The 17,333-nt window shown below is 39.4% G+C and carries 12 protein-coding genes; 7 read left to right on the forward strand and 5 right to left on the reverse strand.

Annotation, left to right across the window (positions count from 1 at the left end; all coding sequences use genetic code 11):
* The first annotated feature begins 449 nt into the window (after positions 1–449).
* From ppk1 to CW745_RS00290, 3 genes are all read left to right on the forward strand, one after another.
* Entirely contained in the window at positions 450–2,549 is a 2,100-nt protein-coding gene (gene ppk1, locus CW745_RS00280) for a polyphosphate kinase 1 (protein WP_101106395.1), read from the forward strand.
* Positions 2,546–4,042, forward strand: coding sequence for a Ppx/GppA phosphatase family protein (locus tag CW745_RS00285; protein ID WP_101106396.1), 1,497 nt, complete (start codon positions 2,546–2,548; stop codon positions 4,040–4,042). Before ppk1 ends, CW745_RS00285 begins: the two co-directional genes overlap by 4 nt.
* A gap of 191 nt (positions 4,043–4,233) precedes the next feature.
* Complete coding sequence (locus CW745_RS00290; protein WP_238596638.1) at positions 4,234–5,796, forward strand: Na+/H+ antiporter NhaC family protein; 1,563 nt, start codon at positions 4,234–4,236, stop codon at positions 5,794–5,796.
* 104 nt (positions 5,797–5,900) lie between these two features.
* On the opposite strand, the gene CW745_RS00295 is transcribed toward CW745_RS00290, so the two are convergent.
* The gene (locus CW745_RS00295; RefSeq protein ID WP_101106398.1) at positions 5,901–6,746 is read right to left on the reverse strand and encodes a C13 family peptidase; all 846 of its coding nucleotides are present in this window, start codon (positions 6,744–6,746) and stop codon (positions 5,901–5,903) included.
* 231 nt (positions 6,747–6,977) lie between these two features.
* Here CW745_RS00295 and CW745_RS00300 point away from each other — a divergent pair, with 231 nt between their 5' ends.
* Together CW745_RS00300 and CW745_RS00305 are read left to right on the forward strand one after the other, a co-directional pair.
* The gene (locus CW745_RS00300; protein ID WP_101106399.1) at positions 6,978–8,597 is read left to right on the forward strand and encodes an FAD-dependent protein; all 1,620 of its coding nucleotides are present in this window, start codon (positions 6,978–6,980) and stop codon (positions 8,595–8,597) included.
* A gap of 205 nt (positions 8,598–8,802) precedes the next feature.
* Positions 8,803–9,738 carry a D-2-hydroxyacid dehydrogenase gene (locus tag CW745_RS00305; RefSeq protein WP_101106400.1) on the forward strand — a complete coding sequence of 312 codons (936 nt, stop codon included), beginning with the start codon at positions 8,803–8,805 and terminating at the stop codon, positions 9,736–9,738.
* A gap of 253 nt (positions 9,739–9,991) precedes the next feature.
* Here the strand turns inward: CW745_RS00305 and CW745_RS00310 are convergent, their stop codons facing one another.
* Entirely contained in the window at positions 9,992–11,287 is a 1,296-nt protein-coding gene (locus tag CW745_RS00310; RefSeq protein ID WP_101107059.1) for an NCS2 family permease, read from the reverse strand.
* 268 nt (positions 11,288–11,555) lie between these two features.
* Between CW745_RS00310 and CW745_RS00315 the strand changes: the two genes are divergently transcribed.
* Positions 11,556–12,671 carry a hypothetical protein gene (locus tag CW745_RS00315; RefSeq protein ID WP_101106401.1) on the forward strand — a complete coding sequence of 372 codons (1,116 nt, stop codon included), beginning with the start codon at positions 11,556–11,558 and terminating at the stop codon, positions 12,669–12,671.
* A gap of 63 nt (positions 12,672–12,734) precedes the next feature.
* Here CW745_RS00315 and cmoB read toward each other — a convergent pair whose 3' ends face one another.
* Together cmoB and cmoA are read right to left on the reverse strand one after the other, a co-directional pair.
* The gene (cmoB, locus tag CW745_RS00320; RefSeq protein WP_101106402.1) at positions 12,735–13,721 is read right to left on the reverse strand and encodes a tRNA 5-methoxyuridine(34)/uridine 5-oxyacetic acid(34) synthase CmoB; all 987 of its coding nucleotides are present in this window, start codon (positions 13,719–13,721) and stop codon (positions 12,735–12,737) included.
* Between the two features lie 128 nt (positions 13,722–13,849).
* Positions 13,850–14,581 carry a carboxy-S-adenosyl-L-methionine synthase CmoA gene (gene cmoA / locus CW745_RS00325; protein ID WP_101106403.1) on the reverse strand — a complete coding sequence of 244 codons (732 nt, stop codon included), beginning with the start codon at positions 14,579–14,581 and terminating at the stop codon, positions 13,850–13,852.
* Between the two features lie 225 nt (positions 14,582–14,806).
* Here cmoA and aspS point away from each other — a divergent pair, with 225 nt between their 5' ends.
* Positions 14,807–16,579 (forward strand): aspartate--tRNA ligase, encoded by a 1,773-nt coding sequence (gene aspS, locus CW745_RS00330; protein WP_101106404.1) that lies wholly within the window; start codon positions 14,807–14,809, stop codon positions 16,577–16,579.
* An 85-nt stretch (positions 16,580–16,664) separates the two neighbouring features.
* On the opposite strand, the gene CW745_RS00335 is transcribed toward aspS, so the two are convergent.
* Positions 16,665–17,300, reverse strand: a complete 636-nt coding sequence (locus CW745_RS00335; RefSeq protein WP_101106405.1) for a carbonic anhydrase — start codon at positions 17,298–17,300, stop codon at positions 16,665–16,667.
* Between the last annotated feature and the right edge of the window lie 33 nt (positions 17,301–17,333).

Here is a 17,333-nt window from a genome sequence, read left to right on the forward strand (position 1 = left end):
GACTTTAATAAGTCGGGGCTTTTTTTTATCCATATTTTTATTTCACTATCAGTAATAGCAAACAAAATAAGTCGTTAATCTATTTTTCTGAATATGCCCTCCAGTATCTAACCTGCTCAAAACGCATTGTGTTGAATGCAGTTAATAGCAATCCGTATGCTGTCTGCCCACCTTGTGGGTTAAAAGAATAGATAACTGCTTTGCATTCAATCGCTAGTTATATCAAATCCACTAAATAACTGATCAATCTTACTGGTTAAAAGAAGCTACTTCAGCGTTAAAATTTCGTAAAGGAAACAACCATTTGCATAAATTTTAGCCTTGAAATCCCTCCTTCTCTATTTTTGTTGTTTATTTGTTATTTTTAAGTCAATGTTTTGGTTGGGTAATCCGTTTGTCATCTTTTATGATTAGCATGCGCATAATGGAAATAATAAGAATGGACTGTTATGTTAATCGAAAAAGAACAATACCTAGATAGAGAGTTAAGCTGGTTATCATTTAATCAAAGAGTGTTGCAGGAAGCACAAGATGATTCTGTGCCTTTAATTGAGCGATTACGTTTTTTAGGTATTTATTCAAGCAACATTGATGAATTTTATCGTGTCAGAGTTGCTAACGTCCGCCGTATTGCACTTTACAGTCAATTTAAACAAAAAGAAAAAGCCAAACAATTATTTGTTGAAATTCTTGATAAGGTACAGCAATTAGAGAATGATTTTGACGAAACGTATCAAATATTATTAAAAAGCTTAACTGATAACCATATTAATCTAATTAATGAGATGCAAATTAATGAGGGGCATCAGCAGTGGTTAAAAGATTATTTTCAAGAGCAGTTACGTGGCCATATCTTCCCGCTTATTATCACCGAAAAAATAGATCTCATTGAACAAATTAAAGATGATTGCACCTATTTAATGGTAGAGATGCGTAAGGCCAATAAAGCGAATCGGTATGCATTAATTGAAGTGCCTAGTCACAATGTGCCACGGTTTGTTAAACTGCCACAAATAAAAGGTGAAATACAAACAGATATTATTTTACTTGATAATATTATCCGCTATAGCTTGGCGGATATCTTTAATGTGTTTTATGAATTTGACACTATCCGTGCTTACTCGATGAAACTAACCCGTGATGCGGAGTTTGAGATTCAGGATGAAATAAACCACAGTTTATTTGAGCGTATGTCCAGTGGCTTGCGAACCCGTTTAAATGCAGAGCCGGTGCGCTTAGTTTATGATCGTAAAATGCCAGAAACGATGTTAAAGGTGCTTAAGAAAGGCTTTAATATTAAATCTAACAAGCGCCTGAATGCAGGGGGACGTTACCTTAGTTTTAAAGACTTTATTCAATTTCCAACGGTCGGAGATAGCACATTGGTTTACGATAAAATGCCAAGCTTAGTGCATCCGGCATTTAATGTAAGTGAGCATTTATCACAGGCTATCAAAAAGCAAGATATTCTACTTTATTACCCTTACCATAAATTTAGCTACTTTACTGAGTGGTTAAGACAGTCGGCATTTGATCCATTAGTAACCAGCATTGAAATCTGCTTATATCGGGTTGCTAAAAACTCAAGGGTGATTGCCGCATTAATGGAAGCGGTAAAAAATGGTAAAAGCGTTCACGTTAATATTGAGTTACAGGCACGCTTTGATGAGCAAGCAAACATCACTTGGGCTGAAAAGTTAACCAAAGCGGGGGTTCGTGTTACCTACGGAGTACATGCACTGAAGGTACATGCAAAATTGTGTGTGATATCACGTCAAGAAGGCGAGAAATTAGTACGATATGCGCATATTGGTAGCGGTAACTTTAACGAACAAAACGCTAAAGTTTACACAGACTTCAGCTTATTTACTTGCTCTCCTGAAATAACCAATGAAGCTGTACAAGTTTTTGAATTTTTAAAGTATCCCTATTTAAAGTTTGAATTTAAACATCTTGTTGTTTCTCCTATTAATAGTCGTGAAAAATTATCTGAACTGATTAATAACGAAATTAATTTTTCACAGAAAGGTATTAAGAGTGAAATTATCCTTAAGGTGAATAACTTAGTTGATCAACTGCTGATTCAAAAGTTGTATCAGGCGAGTAATGCAGGAGTAAAGGTTTCGCTGATTGTACGTGGAATCTGTTCTTTGGTTACTGGTGTGAAAGGACAGAGTGAAAATATTACTGCTGTCAGCATTGTTGATCGCTACTTAGAGCATGCTCGCGTGTCTATTTTTTCAAACTCGGGTGAGCCTCGCGTTTATATTTCATCAGCTGATTGGATGACCCGTAATATCGAGAGAAGAGTCGAGGTGGGGACCCCTATTTACTGCCCTTTAGTACAGCAAACTATCTTTGATATTATCAATATGCAGTTGGCTGATAACTGTAAAGCAAGAGTCTTAGACACGGGGCAAACAAATAATTATTTACCTCAAACAGGCGCGCCTCGTTTTCGTTCGCAAATGGAAATCTATGATTACCTTAATCGGGTGCCAGAGCAGAAAGCATGTTCAGGTGTTGCCTTTCTTGAGGCTCAATTATGAGCAAAGCACAGCATATTGCTGCTATTGATCTTGGGTCTAATAGCTTTCATTTGATTGTAGCAAGGGAATTAACGGGTTGTATTCAGAGTGTATTAACACAGAAAAAAAGCGTCGCTTTAGCAAGTGGGTTAGATGAAAATAATTACCTTTCAGGAGAGGCGATGCAACGAGGTTTAGACTGTTTAGCTGAGTTCAATCAGCTACTCTCTGGTTTAACCTGCCGTACCGTGCGAATCGTCGCTACTTACTCTTTGCGTGTCGCAGTAAATAGCGATGAATTTCTTACCCGTGCACAGCATGTCATGCCGTACCCAATTGAGATCATTAGCGGGGAAAAGGAGGCCACATTAATTTATCAGGGAGTCGCGCACACTTATCCTGTTAAAGGTACGACTTTGGTGATTGATATTGGCGGTGGGAGCACCGAGTTCATTATCGGTAAGTATTTTAAAATTAAGTTTTCCCGAAGTTTATCAATGGGCTCTCGTGCTTTTTCTAATAAATTTTTTACTGATGGCTTAGTGACTAAAAAAAACATGAGATTAGCACAAGCTGAGGTATATCAGGTTCTATTGCCCACTGTTCAAGAGTGTCGTTTTATTGGTTGGAAAAGCGTTATAGGCACTTCAGGATCATTTAAAGTGATCAAAGAGATCATGCTTGAATTGTATGGCGATACTGCAATAACCGAAAAACGTATTCAGCGATTAATAACGCGCTTTATTGATTATACAAGTGCAGATAACGTGCAATTTAAATGTTTTGAAGCGAGTCGTTTTACCCTTATTGCCAGTGCGTTAGCAATTATTAGCACCTGCATGGATCTATTTAAAATAAAAAGAATTGATGTTAGTAATGCGGCTTTGCGTGAAGGAGTATTATATGGGCTCAGTAATATCCAAGAAAAAGTTGCGCCAAGGGATAGAACCATTACTGCTTTGCTTAAGTTACACCGTATTGACCAAGTGTTTAGTAGGCGTGTACTTTTACAGTTAAAGCTATTTAATGAGCAATTAAATGAACAGGGTAAAAAAATCAATGAAACACACTTTATGTTTTTACATTATGCTGCGCTGTTACATGAAGTAGGAATGAATATAAATACTAAAAAATTTCATAAACACGGGGAATACATTTTACAAAATAGTGCTATGCCTGGCTTTAGTGAACAAGAGCAACTTATTATTGCGACGCTAGTCGGACAACAGCGTGGCAAAATAAAGTTAAATAGTGCGCTGTTCTTATTAACGGATACTAAATACTTACAATTATTACAGCTGTTAAGATTAGCGCTTATTTTGACCTTAGGGCGGGGGGAATTCCCTCCTCAAAAAGCCAATATTAGTCTTTCTAATAAGCAGCTAACTTTAACCTTGCCACAGGTTTTATTTAAAAATAGTGAGTTATTTTCTTTACTGGAAAAAGAGGTCGAGTTACAAAAAAATGTGGGGCTAACGCTGACACTATTACCTGTAAATAGGCGATTAAGGTGAACTCTTTAGCAAAAAATAATTTAGCGGTATCAGTAGGAAATCATAGCAATATATCCTCTTATCAAGCTATATGCAGGTTCATTGCATTAGCTTGTCAATCAAGGTAAATTATCGCCGTAGCTAAATAGCAAACTAATCAAGTATGCCCTAACCATCGGTATTACGGGCCTCCAATTTTGTAAGGAAAAATAATGTTAATCGATTTTGCAGCCTCCCCGCTGTCGATTTTACCCGCCATCATCGCGTTAAGCTTAGCCATTATAACACGCCGAGTTTTAATATCACTCGGCGTAGGTATTGTGCTTGGTGCACTATTGCTAACTAATTTCTCGCTGGTAACGGCGCTCTCGTATGTTGCGACGACCGTTAAAGGAGTTGTGATTGAAGATGGAGGCATCAATACGTGGAATATGAGTATCGTTGGCTTCTTGTTGTTGCTTGGCATGATGACTGCGTTGCTTACTTTATCGGGCGGTACACGCGCTTTTGCTGACTGGGCATTAGACCATATTAAAGACAAACGTGGTGCGTCTTTTCTCGCCGCTTTTTTAGGTGTATTTATCTTTATCGATGATTATTTTAATAGCCTTGCAGTGGGCTCAATTTCACGCCCTGTAACTGATCGCTTTAATGTCTCACGTGCCAAACTTGCCTATATTCTCGATTCTACAGCTGCTCCAATGTGTATTTTGATGCCAGTCTCGAGCTGGGGGGCGTACATTATGACCATTATTGGTGGAATTTTAGTGAGCCATGGGATGACTGAATATTCACCATTAGGGGCATATGTTGCACTTATTCCAATGAACTTTTATGCGCTGTTTACATTGCTCATGGTGTTTGCTGTGATCTATTTTAAACTCGATATTGGTTTGATGAAAACACATGAAGCCGAAGCTGAAAAAAGAGGCTCAAAGCATGCCGCAGATAAGGATGCAATCAATTTACATGATGAGCTAGGCATTACAGAAAGTGAACAGGGTAAAGTGAGTGATTTAATATATCCTATCGTAGCGCTTATTGCTGCCACACTGTTTTTCATGCTTTATTCAGGGCAACAAGCGTTGGCAAAAAGCGAATTGCCTTTTTCAGTTTTAGGCGCTTTTGAGAACACCGATGTAGGTTCATCCTTAGTCTATGGAGGGGTAGTAGGGTTATTGGTGACCTTAACCACGACATTTAAACAAAAACTACCTTTAAAAGAGATTGGTTTTGCACTGTGGGTGGGCGCTAAATCGATGTTTGGGGCGATTATTATTCTATTCTTTGCTTGGTCTATTGGTACCGTGATCGGCGATATGAAAACAGGCACATACTTATCAAGCCTAGTGCAAGGCAGTATCGGTTTACACTGGTTACCGGTTATTCTATTTGTATTATCTGGATTAATGGCATTCTCTACGGGCACCTCATGGGGCACTTTTGGTATTATGCTACCAATTGCTGGAGATATGGCTGGTGCGACTGATTTAGCCTTAATGCTACCTATGTTAAGTGCAGTATTAGCGGGGTCAGTTTTTGGTGATCACTGTTCGCCTATTTCCGATACAACTATTTTGTCATCGACAGGTGCACGCTGTAAACACATCGACCACGTAGCCACACAATTACCCTATGCATTGTCAATGGCGGCGGTATCAATCGTTGGTTTTGTAGTGATCGGCTTTACCAGCTCACTTATGACCGCATTGCTAGCTTCAAGCCTTGCATTCGCATTGGTTATCGTTGTAATGAAGGCACTTTCTAAGCGTTAAATTCATATTTAACCTGTATTAAGGTTATTTAAAATAAAGAACCAGCCGAGGCTGGTTTTTTTATGCGTATATCACCTCATAAAGATGACAACGTTGTGAATATATTACATACCAACTTCTGTAAGTTTTGCCAGTATTTCCTCACCATAAATAAATTGGGGGCGTGATTGCTTTGACTCGGTAATGCCATACATTGGTTCAAGCCATTGTGTTTCCTCTACGGTTTCATCAAAGCTTTGTTTTATTTTTTTATTTTTATCTAAGTACTTTTCAAAAAAAGCACGGCCAAAAAATGAAAAGTTTGGCGATTTACTATAATAGGAAACTCTTTCTGCATCTGTTGATGTAATCACCAATGTATATGGATCAATTAAATCATCAATAAAACTTCCGGAATAACACGCATTAACAACAACTACTTTCCATTTTATTTTCGATTTTTTTAGGTAATGATTGAGTGTTTTTGCGTTAATTAATTGATGCCTGTTAGGGCCAAAATTTATATAAAACTGGCCTCCATGGCCTCCATGGGCAGCTAAAGAAATAAATAAAATATCCTCTTCAGGATCCATTTTCTGGGCCATATTATTAATCGTTTTTCTGATATTATTTTGCGTCACTATTGGTGTCGTTTCGGTGGTGCTGAGATGATTGATTAATAGGGTTGAACGTCCCTTAGTATGAAACGTATCATCAAAAAATTCCTGAGAGTCTATCACTTCTCTAAACATTTCTGGTTGTTGATAGTCTGCAGAGATACCCAAAAAGTACAGTTCAGTCACCCCTTTTTGGCTAGTTAAAATTTCTGATTGCTGTTGTTTTAGAAGCATGGGTTGTGTTGCTTCGATTGCATTTATTTCATCTTCAGTGGGAGGAAGAGAGCATGATTGAATCATTATTAACAATAGTAACGTGATAAAGTGCAATGGTTTTTTTATCTGGTCTGTCATAATTACCTATCAAGTTTTTTATGAAATTAAAGTCAAATATATACTTTTTATAGTTGGATTAACACTCTAATTTAGGGTTCTAGATGATCAGCTGATATTTATCAAATTATGCTACTGAAAAAACTTCCTTTAACAATTTTGTTAATTTCAATTTAGCGTTACTTCACGTACACTACGCGATTATTTTAAAGCCCATTTTTAAGCATTTTTTATACAGCGACCAGGTGAAGTATGATACGTCTCAACCAAGTAAAACTACCGTTAGATCATAGTGAAGATGCACTGCAGCAGTTTGTCTTAGATAAACTCAGTATATCTGCGCAACAATTGGTTGATATCCATGTTTTTAAACGTGGTTATGATGCGCGTAAACGTAACGTGATCACCTTGATTTACACGCTTGATATTACCTTGCAAGATGTGGATGAAAATTTAATTTTAAGCCGTTTTGAAAAAGATCAAAATGTACGTGTTTCGCCTGATACCGAATATAAATATGTTGCACAAGTCCCTACGGATTTAACTGAACGTCCGATTGTGATTGGGATGGGGCCTTGTGGTTTATTTGTTGGGTTGATGTTAGCGCAGATGGGCTTCAAACCGATTATTTTAGAGCGTGGTAAATCGGTGCATGAGCGTGCCAAAGATACTTTCCGTTTTTGGCGCACGAGTGAGTTAAATACCGAATCAAATGTTCAATTTGGTGAAGGGGGAGCGGGGACGTTCTCGGACGGAAAATTATATAGCCAAGTGAAAGATCCGGGTTTTTTAGGGCTTAAAGTAAAACAAGAGTTTGTTGCTGCCGGTGCGCCTGCTGAAATCATCTATGTGAGTAAACCGCATATTGGTACCTATAAATTAGTGACCATGGTTGAAAAGATGCGTCGTAAGATACGCGAACTGGGTGGTGAGATACGTTTTGAAACCCGCGTTGAGGAGATAAACATTGAAGGCGAGGGCGAAAACCGCCAAGTAACCGGTGTTACCTTAAATGGTGGTGAAGTGATTCATTCTAAACATGTTACCTTAGCGATTGGCCATAGTGCGCGTGATACGGTACAAATGTTACACGATAAAGGCGTACATTTAGAGGCTCAATCTTTCTCGATTGGTTTCCGTATTGAGCATAAACAAGAGATGATCGATAAATGTCGCTTTGGTATTAACGCTGGTCACCCAATTTTAGGTGCTGCCGATTACAAACTCGTGCATCACTGTAAAAATGGCCGTTCAGTATATAGTTTTTGTATGTGTCCGGGTGGTGTTGTTGTGGCCGCAACCTCGGAAGAGCATGCCGTTGTGACCAATGGTATGAGTCAATACTCTCGCAGTGAGCGTAATGCAAATAGTGCGATTGTAGTTGGGATAAGCCCCAATGACTTTGATAATGATCCACTACAAGGTATCGAGTTACAACGTAGACTTGAGCGTAATGCTTATGTGATGGGCGGTAGCAACTACGATGCGCCAGCACAAATGGTGGGCGACTTCCTAAATGCAGGAGAGGGGAAACCTTTCGAAAATGTTGAGCCTTCTTACAAACCTAATGTAAAAATGACCGATTTAACACCGGCTTTACCTGGTTTTGCGATTGATGCGATTCGTGAAGCGATTCCTGCTTTTGCTAAAAAAATCCGTGGTTTTGATAGTAAAGATGCGATGCTAACGGGCGTTGAAACACGCACTTCATCACCCGTGCAAATCAAACGTGGCAGTGACTACCAAAGTTTGAATACTAAAGGTCTATACCCTGGTGGCGAAGGTGCTGGTTATGCTGGCGGTATTTTATCTGCTGGGATCGATGGTATTAAAATAGCGGAAGCGGTTGCCTTGGATATGCTAAAAGGCTAGAAAGCTTAAAGGCTTAAAGGCTTAAAGGCTTAAAGGCTGAAGGGCTGAAGGGCTAAAAAGCCTAATTAAAAAGATAATGAAAGAGCCATTATTGCCAGCCAATAATGGCTCTTTTTTTGGCTAATAAAATTTACTGTCTTTATTTTTTATTGTTTCCTGTTACATTTGCAAGTTAGTGATTGGTGATTGGCGATAGGGGATTGAAATGAAAATAGTTTTATTGGACGCATTAACATTGGGAGATAGCGACCTTTCTGAGTTTGATTATTTAGGCGAATTTACCCGTTACGATATTACCGAGCCAGAGCAGCGTTTAGCGCATATTAGCGATAACCAAGTTATCATCACTAATAAAGTGGTGATCGATGAAGCGATTATCCTTGCTAACCCACAATTAAAGCTTATCTGTATTGCAGCCACTGGCATGAACAATGTTGATCTATTGGCTGCTGAGAAAGCGAATGTTGAGGTTAAAAATGTCTCAGGGTATTCAACGGAGAGTGTCGCGCAAGCAACCTTTGCGATGCTATTTCAGCTTTTACATCAACAACGTTATTATGATGCCTATGTAACACAAAAGCAGTGGTGCGAAAGTCCTAACTTTACCCACATTAGTCGACCTTTTACTGAAATAAGTGGCAAACGTTGGGGCATTATTGGTTTAGGGGATATTGGCAAACGAGTGGCCAGCTTAGCAACTGCGTTTGGTTGTGATGTTTGTTATTTTTCGACATCAGGTAAAAATAATCAATCAGAATATCAACAAGTTGATCTCAATACGCTACTTTCACTGTGCGATATTATTACTATTCATGCGCCACTTAATGAACAAACACAAGACCTTATTGATGTACAAGCGTTGCAGTTATTAAAACCGGGTGCCATTATTTTAAACTTAGGGCGTGGTGGCATTATCGATGAAACTGCGATGGCAGTGGCACTGGATACGCGTGATATTTATCATGGTAGTGATGTGTTAGCGGTTGAACCGATGGCGCAAGATCATATCTATTTTAATGTACAACAACAGCATCGCTTAGTACTTACACCACATACTGCATGGGCGAGCAGTGAAGCGAGAAAGAGCCTAGTCGCGAAGATAGTTGATAATATTATAAGCTGGCAAGGAAGAAATGCTTGAGCTCTAAAACAGCTCCTCGATTAATATCAATTGCATTAAGTATGCGATTTAAATTTTCTCTTGAAAAAGAGGATTAGGTTAAAGCTGAATTTAAACTAAGTGATTGCTTTTGAAATCAAAATGTAAGTGCGCGTTTGTGTAGAAAAATAGCGCTATTATGTCGCTGGCTTGTCCAGCGCTGAGGTTGTTAATACATATAAAAAGGCTAGAAAGTTGTTTTTCTAGCCTTTAACATTATTATTTTAAACGCGATTTAACCTGGGAAGAAAATTAATTTCGCAAGGAATAAAATCGCTAAGAACCAAACGCTTGCACTTAACTCTTTCGCTTTACCGCTCATCACTTTAATCGCTGCAAAGGTGATAAAGCCAATCGCAATACCGTTAGCGATCGAGAAAGTTAATGGCATCATAATTGCCACCGTTACAACCGGTGCTGCTTCAGTAATATCATCCCAATTAATTGATTTTAAACCACCAACCATTAACACTGCTACGTACAGTAATGCACCCGCTGTTGCGTATGCTGGTACCATGCCCGCGAGTGGCGCAAAGAATAACGCTAATAGGAATAACACACCAACCACAACTGCGGTTAAACCAGTACGACCACCTTCAGCAACACCCGATACACTTTCAATGTAACTTGTTGTTGTAGAAGTCCCCATCATAGAGCCGGCAATAGATGCACCACTGTCCGCAAGAAGGGCACGGTTTAAACGTGGTAGATTACCTTTTTCATCTAATAGTTTTGCTTTGTCTGCAACGGCAATTAAGGTGCCTGATGTATCAAATAGATCAACAAATAGGAAGGCAAAGATAACGCTGATCATACCGACGTTAAATGCCCCTGCGATATCCATCTGCATAAATGTTGGTGCAACACTTGGTGGCATCGAAATAATACCTGCGTATTCAACATCTCCTAAAATGATACCAATAGCAGTCACCGCTAGAATGGCTATCATCACCCCACCTTTAACGCGGTAATGCGCTAGTGCGATAATAAGAAAGAAACCAATAGATGCAAGCGCCGCTGGAAGGTGTGTTAAATCACCTAGTGACACTAATGTTGCAGGGTTATCTACGACAATACCGGCATTTTTAAGTGCGATTAAAGCAAGAAAAAGACCGATACCGGCAGCGATACCTTTACGCATTGGAAGTGGGATAGAGTTGATGATCCATTCACGCACTTTAAACAGGCTTAGCGCTGTAAAACAGATACCAGATAAGAACACAGCACCTAATGCAACTTGCCATGTGTAACCCATATCAAGAACCACGACGTAGGTGAAGAATGCGTTTAAGCCCATTCCCGGTGCTAAAGCAACAGGGTAATTTGCATAGAAGCCCATAATGAAACAGCCGATAGCTGCGGCTAGACAGGTCGCGACAAACACGGCTCCTGGATCCATCTCAGTAGCAGATAACATCGATGGATTAACAAAGATGATATATGCCATGGTTAAAAAGGTAGTAAAACCCGCAATAACCTCTGTTTTAAGCGACGTCTTGTGCTCGTTAAGTTTAAATATTTTTTCAAGCATTTCCATGTGATTGAACCTATGTAGTAGAGTGTATGAATTTCGCGCGATTATAAGAGGTTAAGGTACAGTGATCTAGTGAATTAACTCATTTTTAAATCATGAAATGAAAATTAATGATTTAAAATAATTTTTATTTCATGATTTAAAATAACTTTATTTTTTGAGTGCTTCTTTATGGGTGTTTTATTGTTGTATATTTGACATGCTTTGCGTAAAGTCGGCGCTCAAAATTATTGTTATTACATAAACATTTATACATGGATGAGAAATGAAAAAATCACTATTAAGCACCATACTAACCTGTTCATTATTAACCGCTTGTGGTGGCGGAGGAGGAGGTACGGCACTACGACCGAGCATTGTTAGTGATGAAACCGTGGCGATTGTTGACGATAGAAGCGCATTAACGGTTGAAGAAGTTGAGTTAGCATTTCCTGATGCAAGTTTAGCTACTTGTGTAGTTGCTTCCATTGCTAATGCGGGCTTTGTTATCAATAAACTCTCTGATATCGCCGTTGTTGATTGTCAACTTCCTACTGTCAGTAATACACGGGGGCTAGAAACATTAACAGGATTAACTTTTTTAAATTTAAATAATACCCAGATTACAGATATTGATCTTGTCGCGAATGTGAAATTAGAGCACTTATACCTTAATAATTCAGCGCTTCAAGAGATAGATTTATCAAGTAATGTCGCGCTAATGAGTATCAGTTTGAACGGCACTGCGATTAGCGCGTTGGATCTAAGTCAAAACAAAAAACTTGAACGTATTGATATTAATGATGGCGCATTAACGACGCTTAATGTGGAGGAGTTAAAAAATTTAGTGTATCTATCTGCTACTAATAACGCTATCTCTGTTTTAGACATCTCAAATAATATCGCCTTAGAAAGCCTTTGGTTTAGTGAAAATTTATTAACGGATATCGTTGTAACACAAAACCCAAAACTTGAGCACCTGAGCCTTGCGGGTAATCCGCTTGCAGTTACGACAATAGATCTATCTCAAAACCCTGAATTGTTGATGCTTTCGCTTGATTCAATCAATATTACAGATATAGATTTGCAACATAATACTAAATTAACCGCGTTGCTTTTAAGCCAAACGGGTATTACATCACTCCTGCTAACTGAGAATAAAGCGTTGCAAACATTAAACCTTGGTTATTCCCAGATCAGTGCTGTTACCTTAAATACGAATACTGAATTAACACACCTTTATTTACCAGGTACTGATATATCTACGTTAGATATTCGAGAAAATAAAAAGCTAGTCGAATTAGATGTATCTTATACCGATGCGGTGCTTAATATTGATATCTCGGGGCTGATAGAATTGCTGACTATCAACAAAGACAGTGATGATGTTGTTGCCGCATAAGGAAAGCAAGCCACCTATTTGATAGTGGCTTGTATAGTGTTTTGTATAGTGGCTTGAATATTTTTAGCTAAGTGTTTTTTCCGCTTTTTTTGCAATTAACAAAGCGCGCTTTGGCGCCGGATGACCTTCGACTGTTTTGCTTGGGTCATTCGGATCCAAATAATCCTCTAGGGATTCATTGGTCATCCATGCGGTGCTGCGTTGCTCACCCGTTAATGTATCGTTAATGTCCACGATACGCACATCCTCAAAACCACACTTTTCAACCCATAGTTTTAGTGCTTCAGCGCTTGGTAAGAACCAGATATTACGCATTTTTGCATAGCGATCCTGTGGCACAAGAACATCATCTTTGCCACCTGCAATCACGAGTGTTTCTAATACAAGCTCACCACCTTCAACTAACTGATCTTGTAGCTGAGTGATATGGTCCATTGGTGATTTACGGTGGTATAACACCCCCATCGAAAATACCGTATCAAAAGCTTCCAGTTTTGGTAACTCTTGAATACCTAATGGCAATAGGTGCACGTTTTGATCTTTATTAGCAAAGTGGCGCACCGCTTCAAATTGACATAAAAATAGGTCGCTTGGGTCGATACCCACCACAAATTCTGCGCCTTCACCACGCATACGCCACATATGGTAACCGCTGCCACAGCCCACATCTAACACATAGCGGTATTTAAGCGGGCTGATATGCGGTAATACCCGGTCCCATTTCCAATCACTGCGCCATTCAGTGTCAATATGCACGCCATGAACATGAAAGGGGCCTTTGCGCCACGGATGAAACTTTTGTAATAGATTTTCAAGCTTTTTGGTTTCGCCCGTTGATAACTCATTCTCTGAGCCTATTTCCACACGGTCTTTGAGCTCGATATTATCGGTTTTAATGTCGGGGAATTTATTTAAAACGCGGATCCAACTGGCCAGCTTGCCATGTACATGGGTATTTTCCCATTCATGTAATTGTGAGGGTAAAACAAGCAACCAATGCTTTAAACGATTTTGCGCAATAATGCTGTAAAAATTACTAAAGTTAATCATGATATTCTCTTACTATGAAATCAGTATCAAAGAAGCCACTGAAATTGTATTTTGATTTGAGGATAAGACGTGTGGTTTAGTTTCCTAAACGCGCACTTTGACAAAGAAACTAAAGACAAAGATAAGCCTTATTTTATACTCAGGATTGAGCCGAAATTAAAACATTGGTACCACAGGTTGTTATGCTTGAAACCGGCTGCTTGTAAACGTTCATAGTGCTGCTCAACGGTGTCGGCAATTAATACATTTTCAAGTGATGAACGCTTTTGGCTGATCTCTAATTCGCTATAGCCATTATTGCGTTTAAAGTCTAAATGCAGGTCTATTAATAGCTGGTGGCTCAGCTCATCTTCAAAAACAAATTTTTCAGAAAGTACTAAAATCCCACCTGGTAACAAACCATTATAAATATTGGTTAATAACTCAAGGCGTTTTTCAGGTGTTAAAAACTGCAGGGTGAAATTAAGCACAACAATGGAGGCGTTTTCAATTTTAATGTTGCAGATATCATCTTGTATGACGGTGACTGGCGTCTCTGAGCGGTAAGCTTGAATGGTTTCGCTACAACGTTTTACCATCGCTTGTGAGTTATCAACGGCAATGATTTGGCAACCGGTTTTATCTTTTAAGGCGCTTCTCATTGAGAGGGTCGCAGCCCCTAAAGAGCACCCCAAATCATAAAGGTTACTGTTATGCATCGCCTTTCGTTCGGTGATCATGGCAATGGTCGCGATCATCTTTTCGTAACCGGGCACCGAGCGTTTAATCATATCAGGGAAAACCTGTACAACCTGCTCATCAAAACTAAAGCCTTCTACTTTATCCAAAGGCTTATTATAAATGTTGTCTGTTTGTGCCATTTTTTTCTCACGCAGAAATTTGAAGATATACCAAATTGGGCTTCAAGTGCGCCCTTAAGCTTGCGTTTTATCGGCAAGGCAAGTTATCGCTTGAAGTATCATGGGCATTTATTTTACTTAAATAAACGGCGGTGGTCATTTTTTTATTTAAGCGTATGACTAAGGGATATTTTCTTCTATAATACGCGCAATTATTTTGTAACGTTTTTAAAACAGGAATCGATGATGCGCACAATGTATTGTGGTGAAGTGACCGAAACAAATATTGGTCAAGAGATTGAATTAGTAGGCTGGATCAATAAACAACGCGACCTTGGTGGTGTAACCTTTTTAGATTTACGTGATCGCGAAGGTATCGTGCAAGTATTCTTTGATGCTGATACGCCAGAAGCAACTGCGATCGCAGCCACTGTACGTAATGAATTCTGCGTTAAATTAAAAGGCCAAGTACGTGCTCGTCCAGAGGGACAAACTAACAAAGAGATGACAACGGGTGGTATTGAAATCCGTGGTCTTGAGTTAGAAATTCTAAACCGTGCAGAGCCTTCACCACTTGATAGCAATCAAAATAACTCAGAAGAGCAACGTTTACGTTACCGTTATTTAGACCTGCGTCGCCCAGAAATGGCGGAGCGTATGGTATTTCGCTCTAAAGTAAGCAGCTTTGTACGTCGTTTCTTAGACGACAACGGTTTCTTAGATGTTGAAACCCCCATCTTAACTAAAGCAACGCCAGAAGGTGCACGTGACTACTTAGTACCAAGTCGTACTCATAAAGGTCAGTTCTTTGCATTGCCACAATCTCCACAGCTATTTAAACAGTTGCTGATGATGTCGGGTCTGGATAAATACTACCAAATCGTTAAATGTTTCCGTGATGAAGATTTACGTGCTGATCGTCAGCCTGAATTTACACAAATTGATATCGAAACGTCATTCATGACTGGCGAACAGGTGATGGATAAAACGGAAGAGATGATCGTTAAACTTTTCCAAGAGATGCTAAATGTTGATTTAGGTACTTTCCCTAAAATGACCTACGCAGAGGCGATGCGTCGTTTCGGTAGTGATAAACCTGATCTACGTATCGACTTTGAGTTAGTTGATGTGGCTGATCTATTAAAAGAAGTTGAGTTCAACGTATTCTCTGGCCCTGCTAACGATGCCGATAGCCGTGTAGCCGTTATCTGTGTACCAGGTGGTGCAAAACTTTCTCGTAAGAACATCGATGAATACGGTAAATACGTTAACATCTATGGTGCGAAAGGCTTAGCATGGATGAAAGTCAACGAGGTGGCGAAAGGCCTTGAAGGTGTTCAGTCTCCAATCGCTAAATTCTTAAATGAAGAGATTGTTGCAGAGCTGCTTAAACGTACCAACGCACAAGATGGCGACATCATCCTATTTGGCGCAGATAAAGCAAACGTTGTTGCTGAGGCAATCGGTGCATTACGTCTGAAAGTGGCTGAAGACTTAGGCCTTGTGAAAGATGAGTGGAAACCACTATGGGTAATCGACTTCCCAATGTTTGAACCACTAGAAGATGGTGCATTAACACCACTGCATCATCCATTTACAGCACCGATTAATTTAACGGCAGAAGAGTTAGAAGCTAACCCAGTTGGCGCATTATCAAATGCTTACGATATGGTACTTAACGGTTGTGAGTTAGGCGGTGGTTCTGTTCGTATTCATAAACAAGATATGCAAGCTGCGATTTTCCGTATTCTAAATATCTCTGATGATGAAGCGCAAGACAAGTTTGGTTTCTTGCTTGAAGCCCTACAATTTGGTGCTCCACCACATGCAGGTCTTGCATTTGGTTTAGATCGTCTCGTGATGTTAATGACCAACACAAGCTCAATTCGTGAAGTGATTGCCTTCCCGAAAACCGCTTCTGCGGCTTGTCCATTAACTAACGCACCAGGCTTTGCTAACCCCGCTGCACTGGCAGAATTAAATGTAGCCGTGGTTGCTGAAGAGAAAAAAGCGGATTAATAGCAAACTGCTTTTAAAGGATTAAAAAAGGGAGGTAGTGATTCACTATCTCCCTTTTTTGTCTGTTTTTATCCAGGATGTCGGATCAAGTAATCCTATTAAACTCGCCCGTCTCTGTATCCATTTCACAAAGTAATGAGCGGCTTAAATCGTAACGCCAGCCGTGTAATTTTAAAGTACCATTTTCAACTCGCTCTTTAACCCATGGGAAAGTCATTAAGTTATCTAATGAATGTTTAATGCCTTTTCTCTCGCAGCAGTTATAACGATCTTCTTGGTTATCGATATTATCGTCACAGAGTATTTCATGGCGTACGCTCTCAAGTTGATGCATCCATTTTCCGATAAAAGTACTTGAAGAATGTGAAGCGGGGGTATCCATTAAGGCTTTGATCCCGCCACATTGTGTATGCCCTAATACAATAATACTTTCTACTTCTAAATCGGTGACTGCGAACTCTAGTGCTGCACTTGTGCCATGCAAGCTATCGTTGCTTTCACAGGGGGGGACGAGATTAGCTACATTACGAATAACAAATAGATCGCCGGGTTCACAATCAAGAATAACACTTGGCTCTACACGAGAATCTGAGCAACTGATCAGTGCTATTTTAGGAGCTTGTCCCTCTTTAGCTAGTTTGACTAATTGATCTTTATGCGCTTCATAATAACCTTCACGAAAGCGCTGATAACCTGCGATTAGCTTGTCAGTTGCTGGCATATTTATCTCCTCTAATATTCAATGGTGCTATCA

The sequence above is a fragment of the Psychromonas sp. psych-6C06 genome (assembly GCF_002835465.1).
In the GTDB taxonomy this organism is placed as follows: domain Bacteria; phylum Pseudomonadota; class Gammaproteobacteria; order Enterobacterales; family Psychromonadaceae; genus Psychromonas.

What these genes read in the sequence shown, in the direction of transcription:
- CW745_RS00315 (WP_101106401.1), top strand. Translation starts at nt 11,556, where the DNA reads ATGAAAAAATCACTATTAAGCACCATACTAACCTGTTCATTATTAACC.
- CW745_RS00310 (WP_101107059.1), bottom strand. Translation starts at nt 11,287, where the DNA reads ATGCTTGAAAAAATATTTAAACTTAACGAGCACAAGACGTCGCTTAAA.
- ppk1 (WP_101106395.1), top strand. Translation starts at nt 450, where the DNA reads ATGTTAATCGAAAAAGAACAATACCTAGATAGAGAGTTAAGCTGGTTA.
- CW745_RS00295 (WP_101106398.1), bottom strand. Translation starts at nt 6,746, where the DNA reads ATGACAGACCAGATAAAAAAACCATTGCACTTTATCACGTTACTATTG.
- CW745_RS00300 (WP_101106399.1), top strand. Translation starts at nt 6,978, where the DNA reads ATGATACGTCTCAACCAAGTAAAACTACCGTTAGATCATAGTGAAGAT.
- CW745_RS00290 (WP_238596638.1), top strand. Translation starts at nt 4,234, where the DNA reads ATGTTAATCGATTTTGCAGCCTCCCCGCTGTCGATTTTACCCGCCATC.
- CW745_RS00285 (WP_101106396.1), top strand. Translation starts at nt 2,546, where the DNA reads ATGAGCAAAGCACAGCATATTGCTGCTATTGATCTTGGGTCTAATAGC.
- cmoA (WP_101106403.1), bottom strand. Translation starts at nt 14,581, where the DNA reads ATGGCACAAACAGACAACATTTATAATAAGCCTTTGGATAAAGTAGAA.
- aspS (WP_101106404.1), top strand. Translation starts at nt 14,807, where the DNA reads ATGCGCACAATGTATTGTGGTGAAGTGACCGAAACAAATATTGGTCAA.
- CW745_RS00335 (WP_101106405.1), bottom strand. Translation starts at nt 17,300, where the DNA reads ATGCCAGCAACTGACAAGCTAATCGCAGGTTATCAGCGCTTTCGTGAA.
- cmoB (WP_101106402.1), bottom strand. Translation starts at nt 13,721, where the DNA reads ATGATTAACTTTAGTAATTTTTACAGCATTATTGCGCAAAATCGTTTA.
- CW745_RS00305 (WP_101106400.1), top strand. Translation starts at nt 8,803, where the DNA reads ATGAAAATAGTTTTATTGGACGCATTAACATTGGGAGATAGCGACCTT.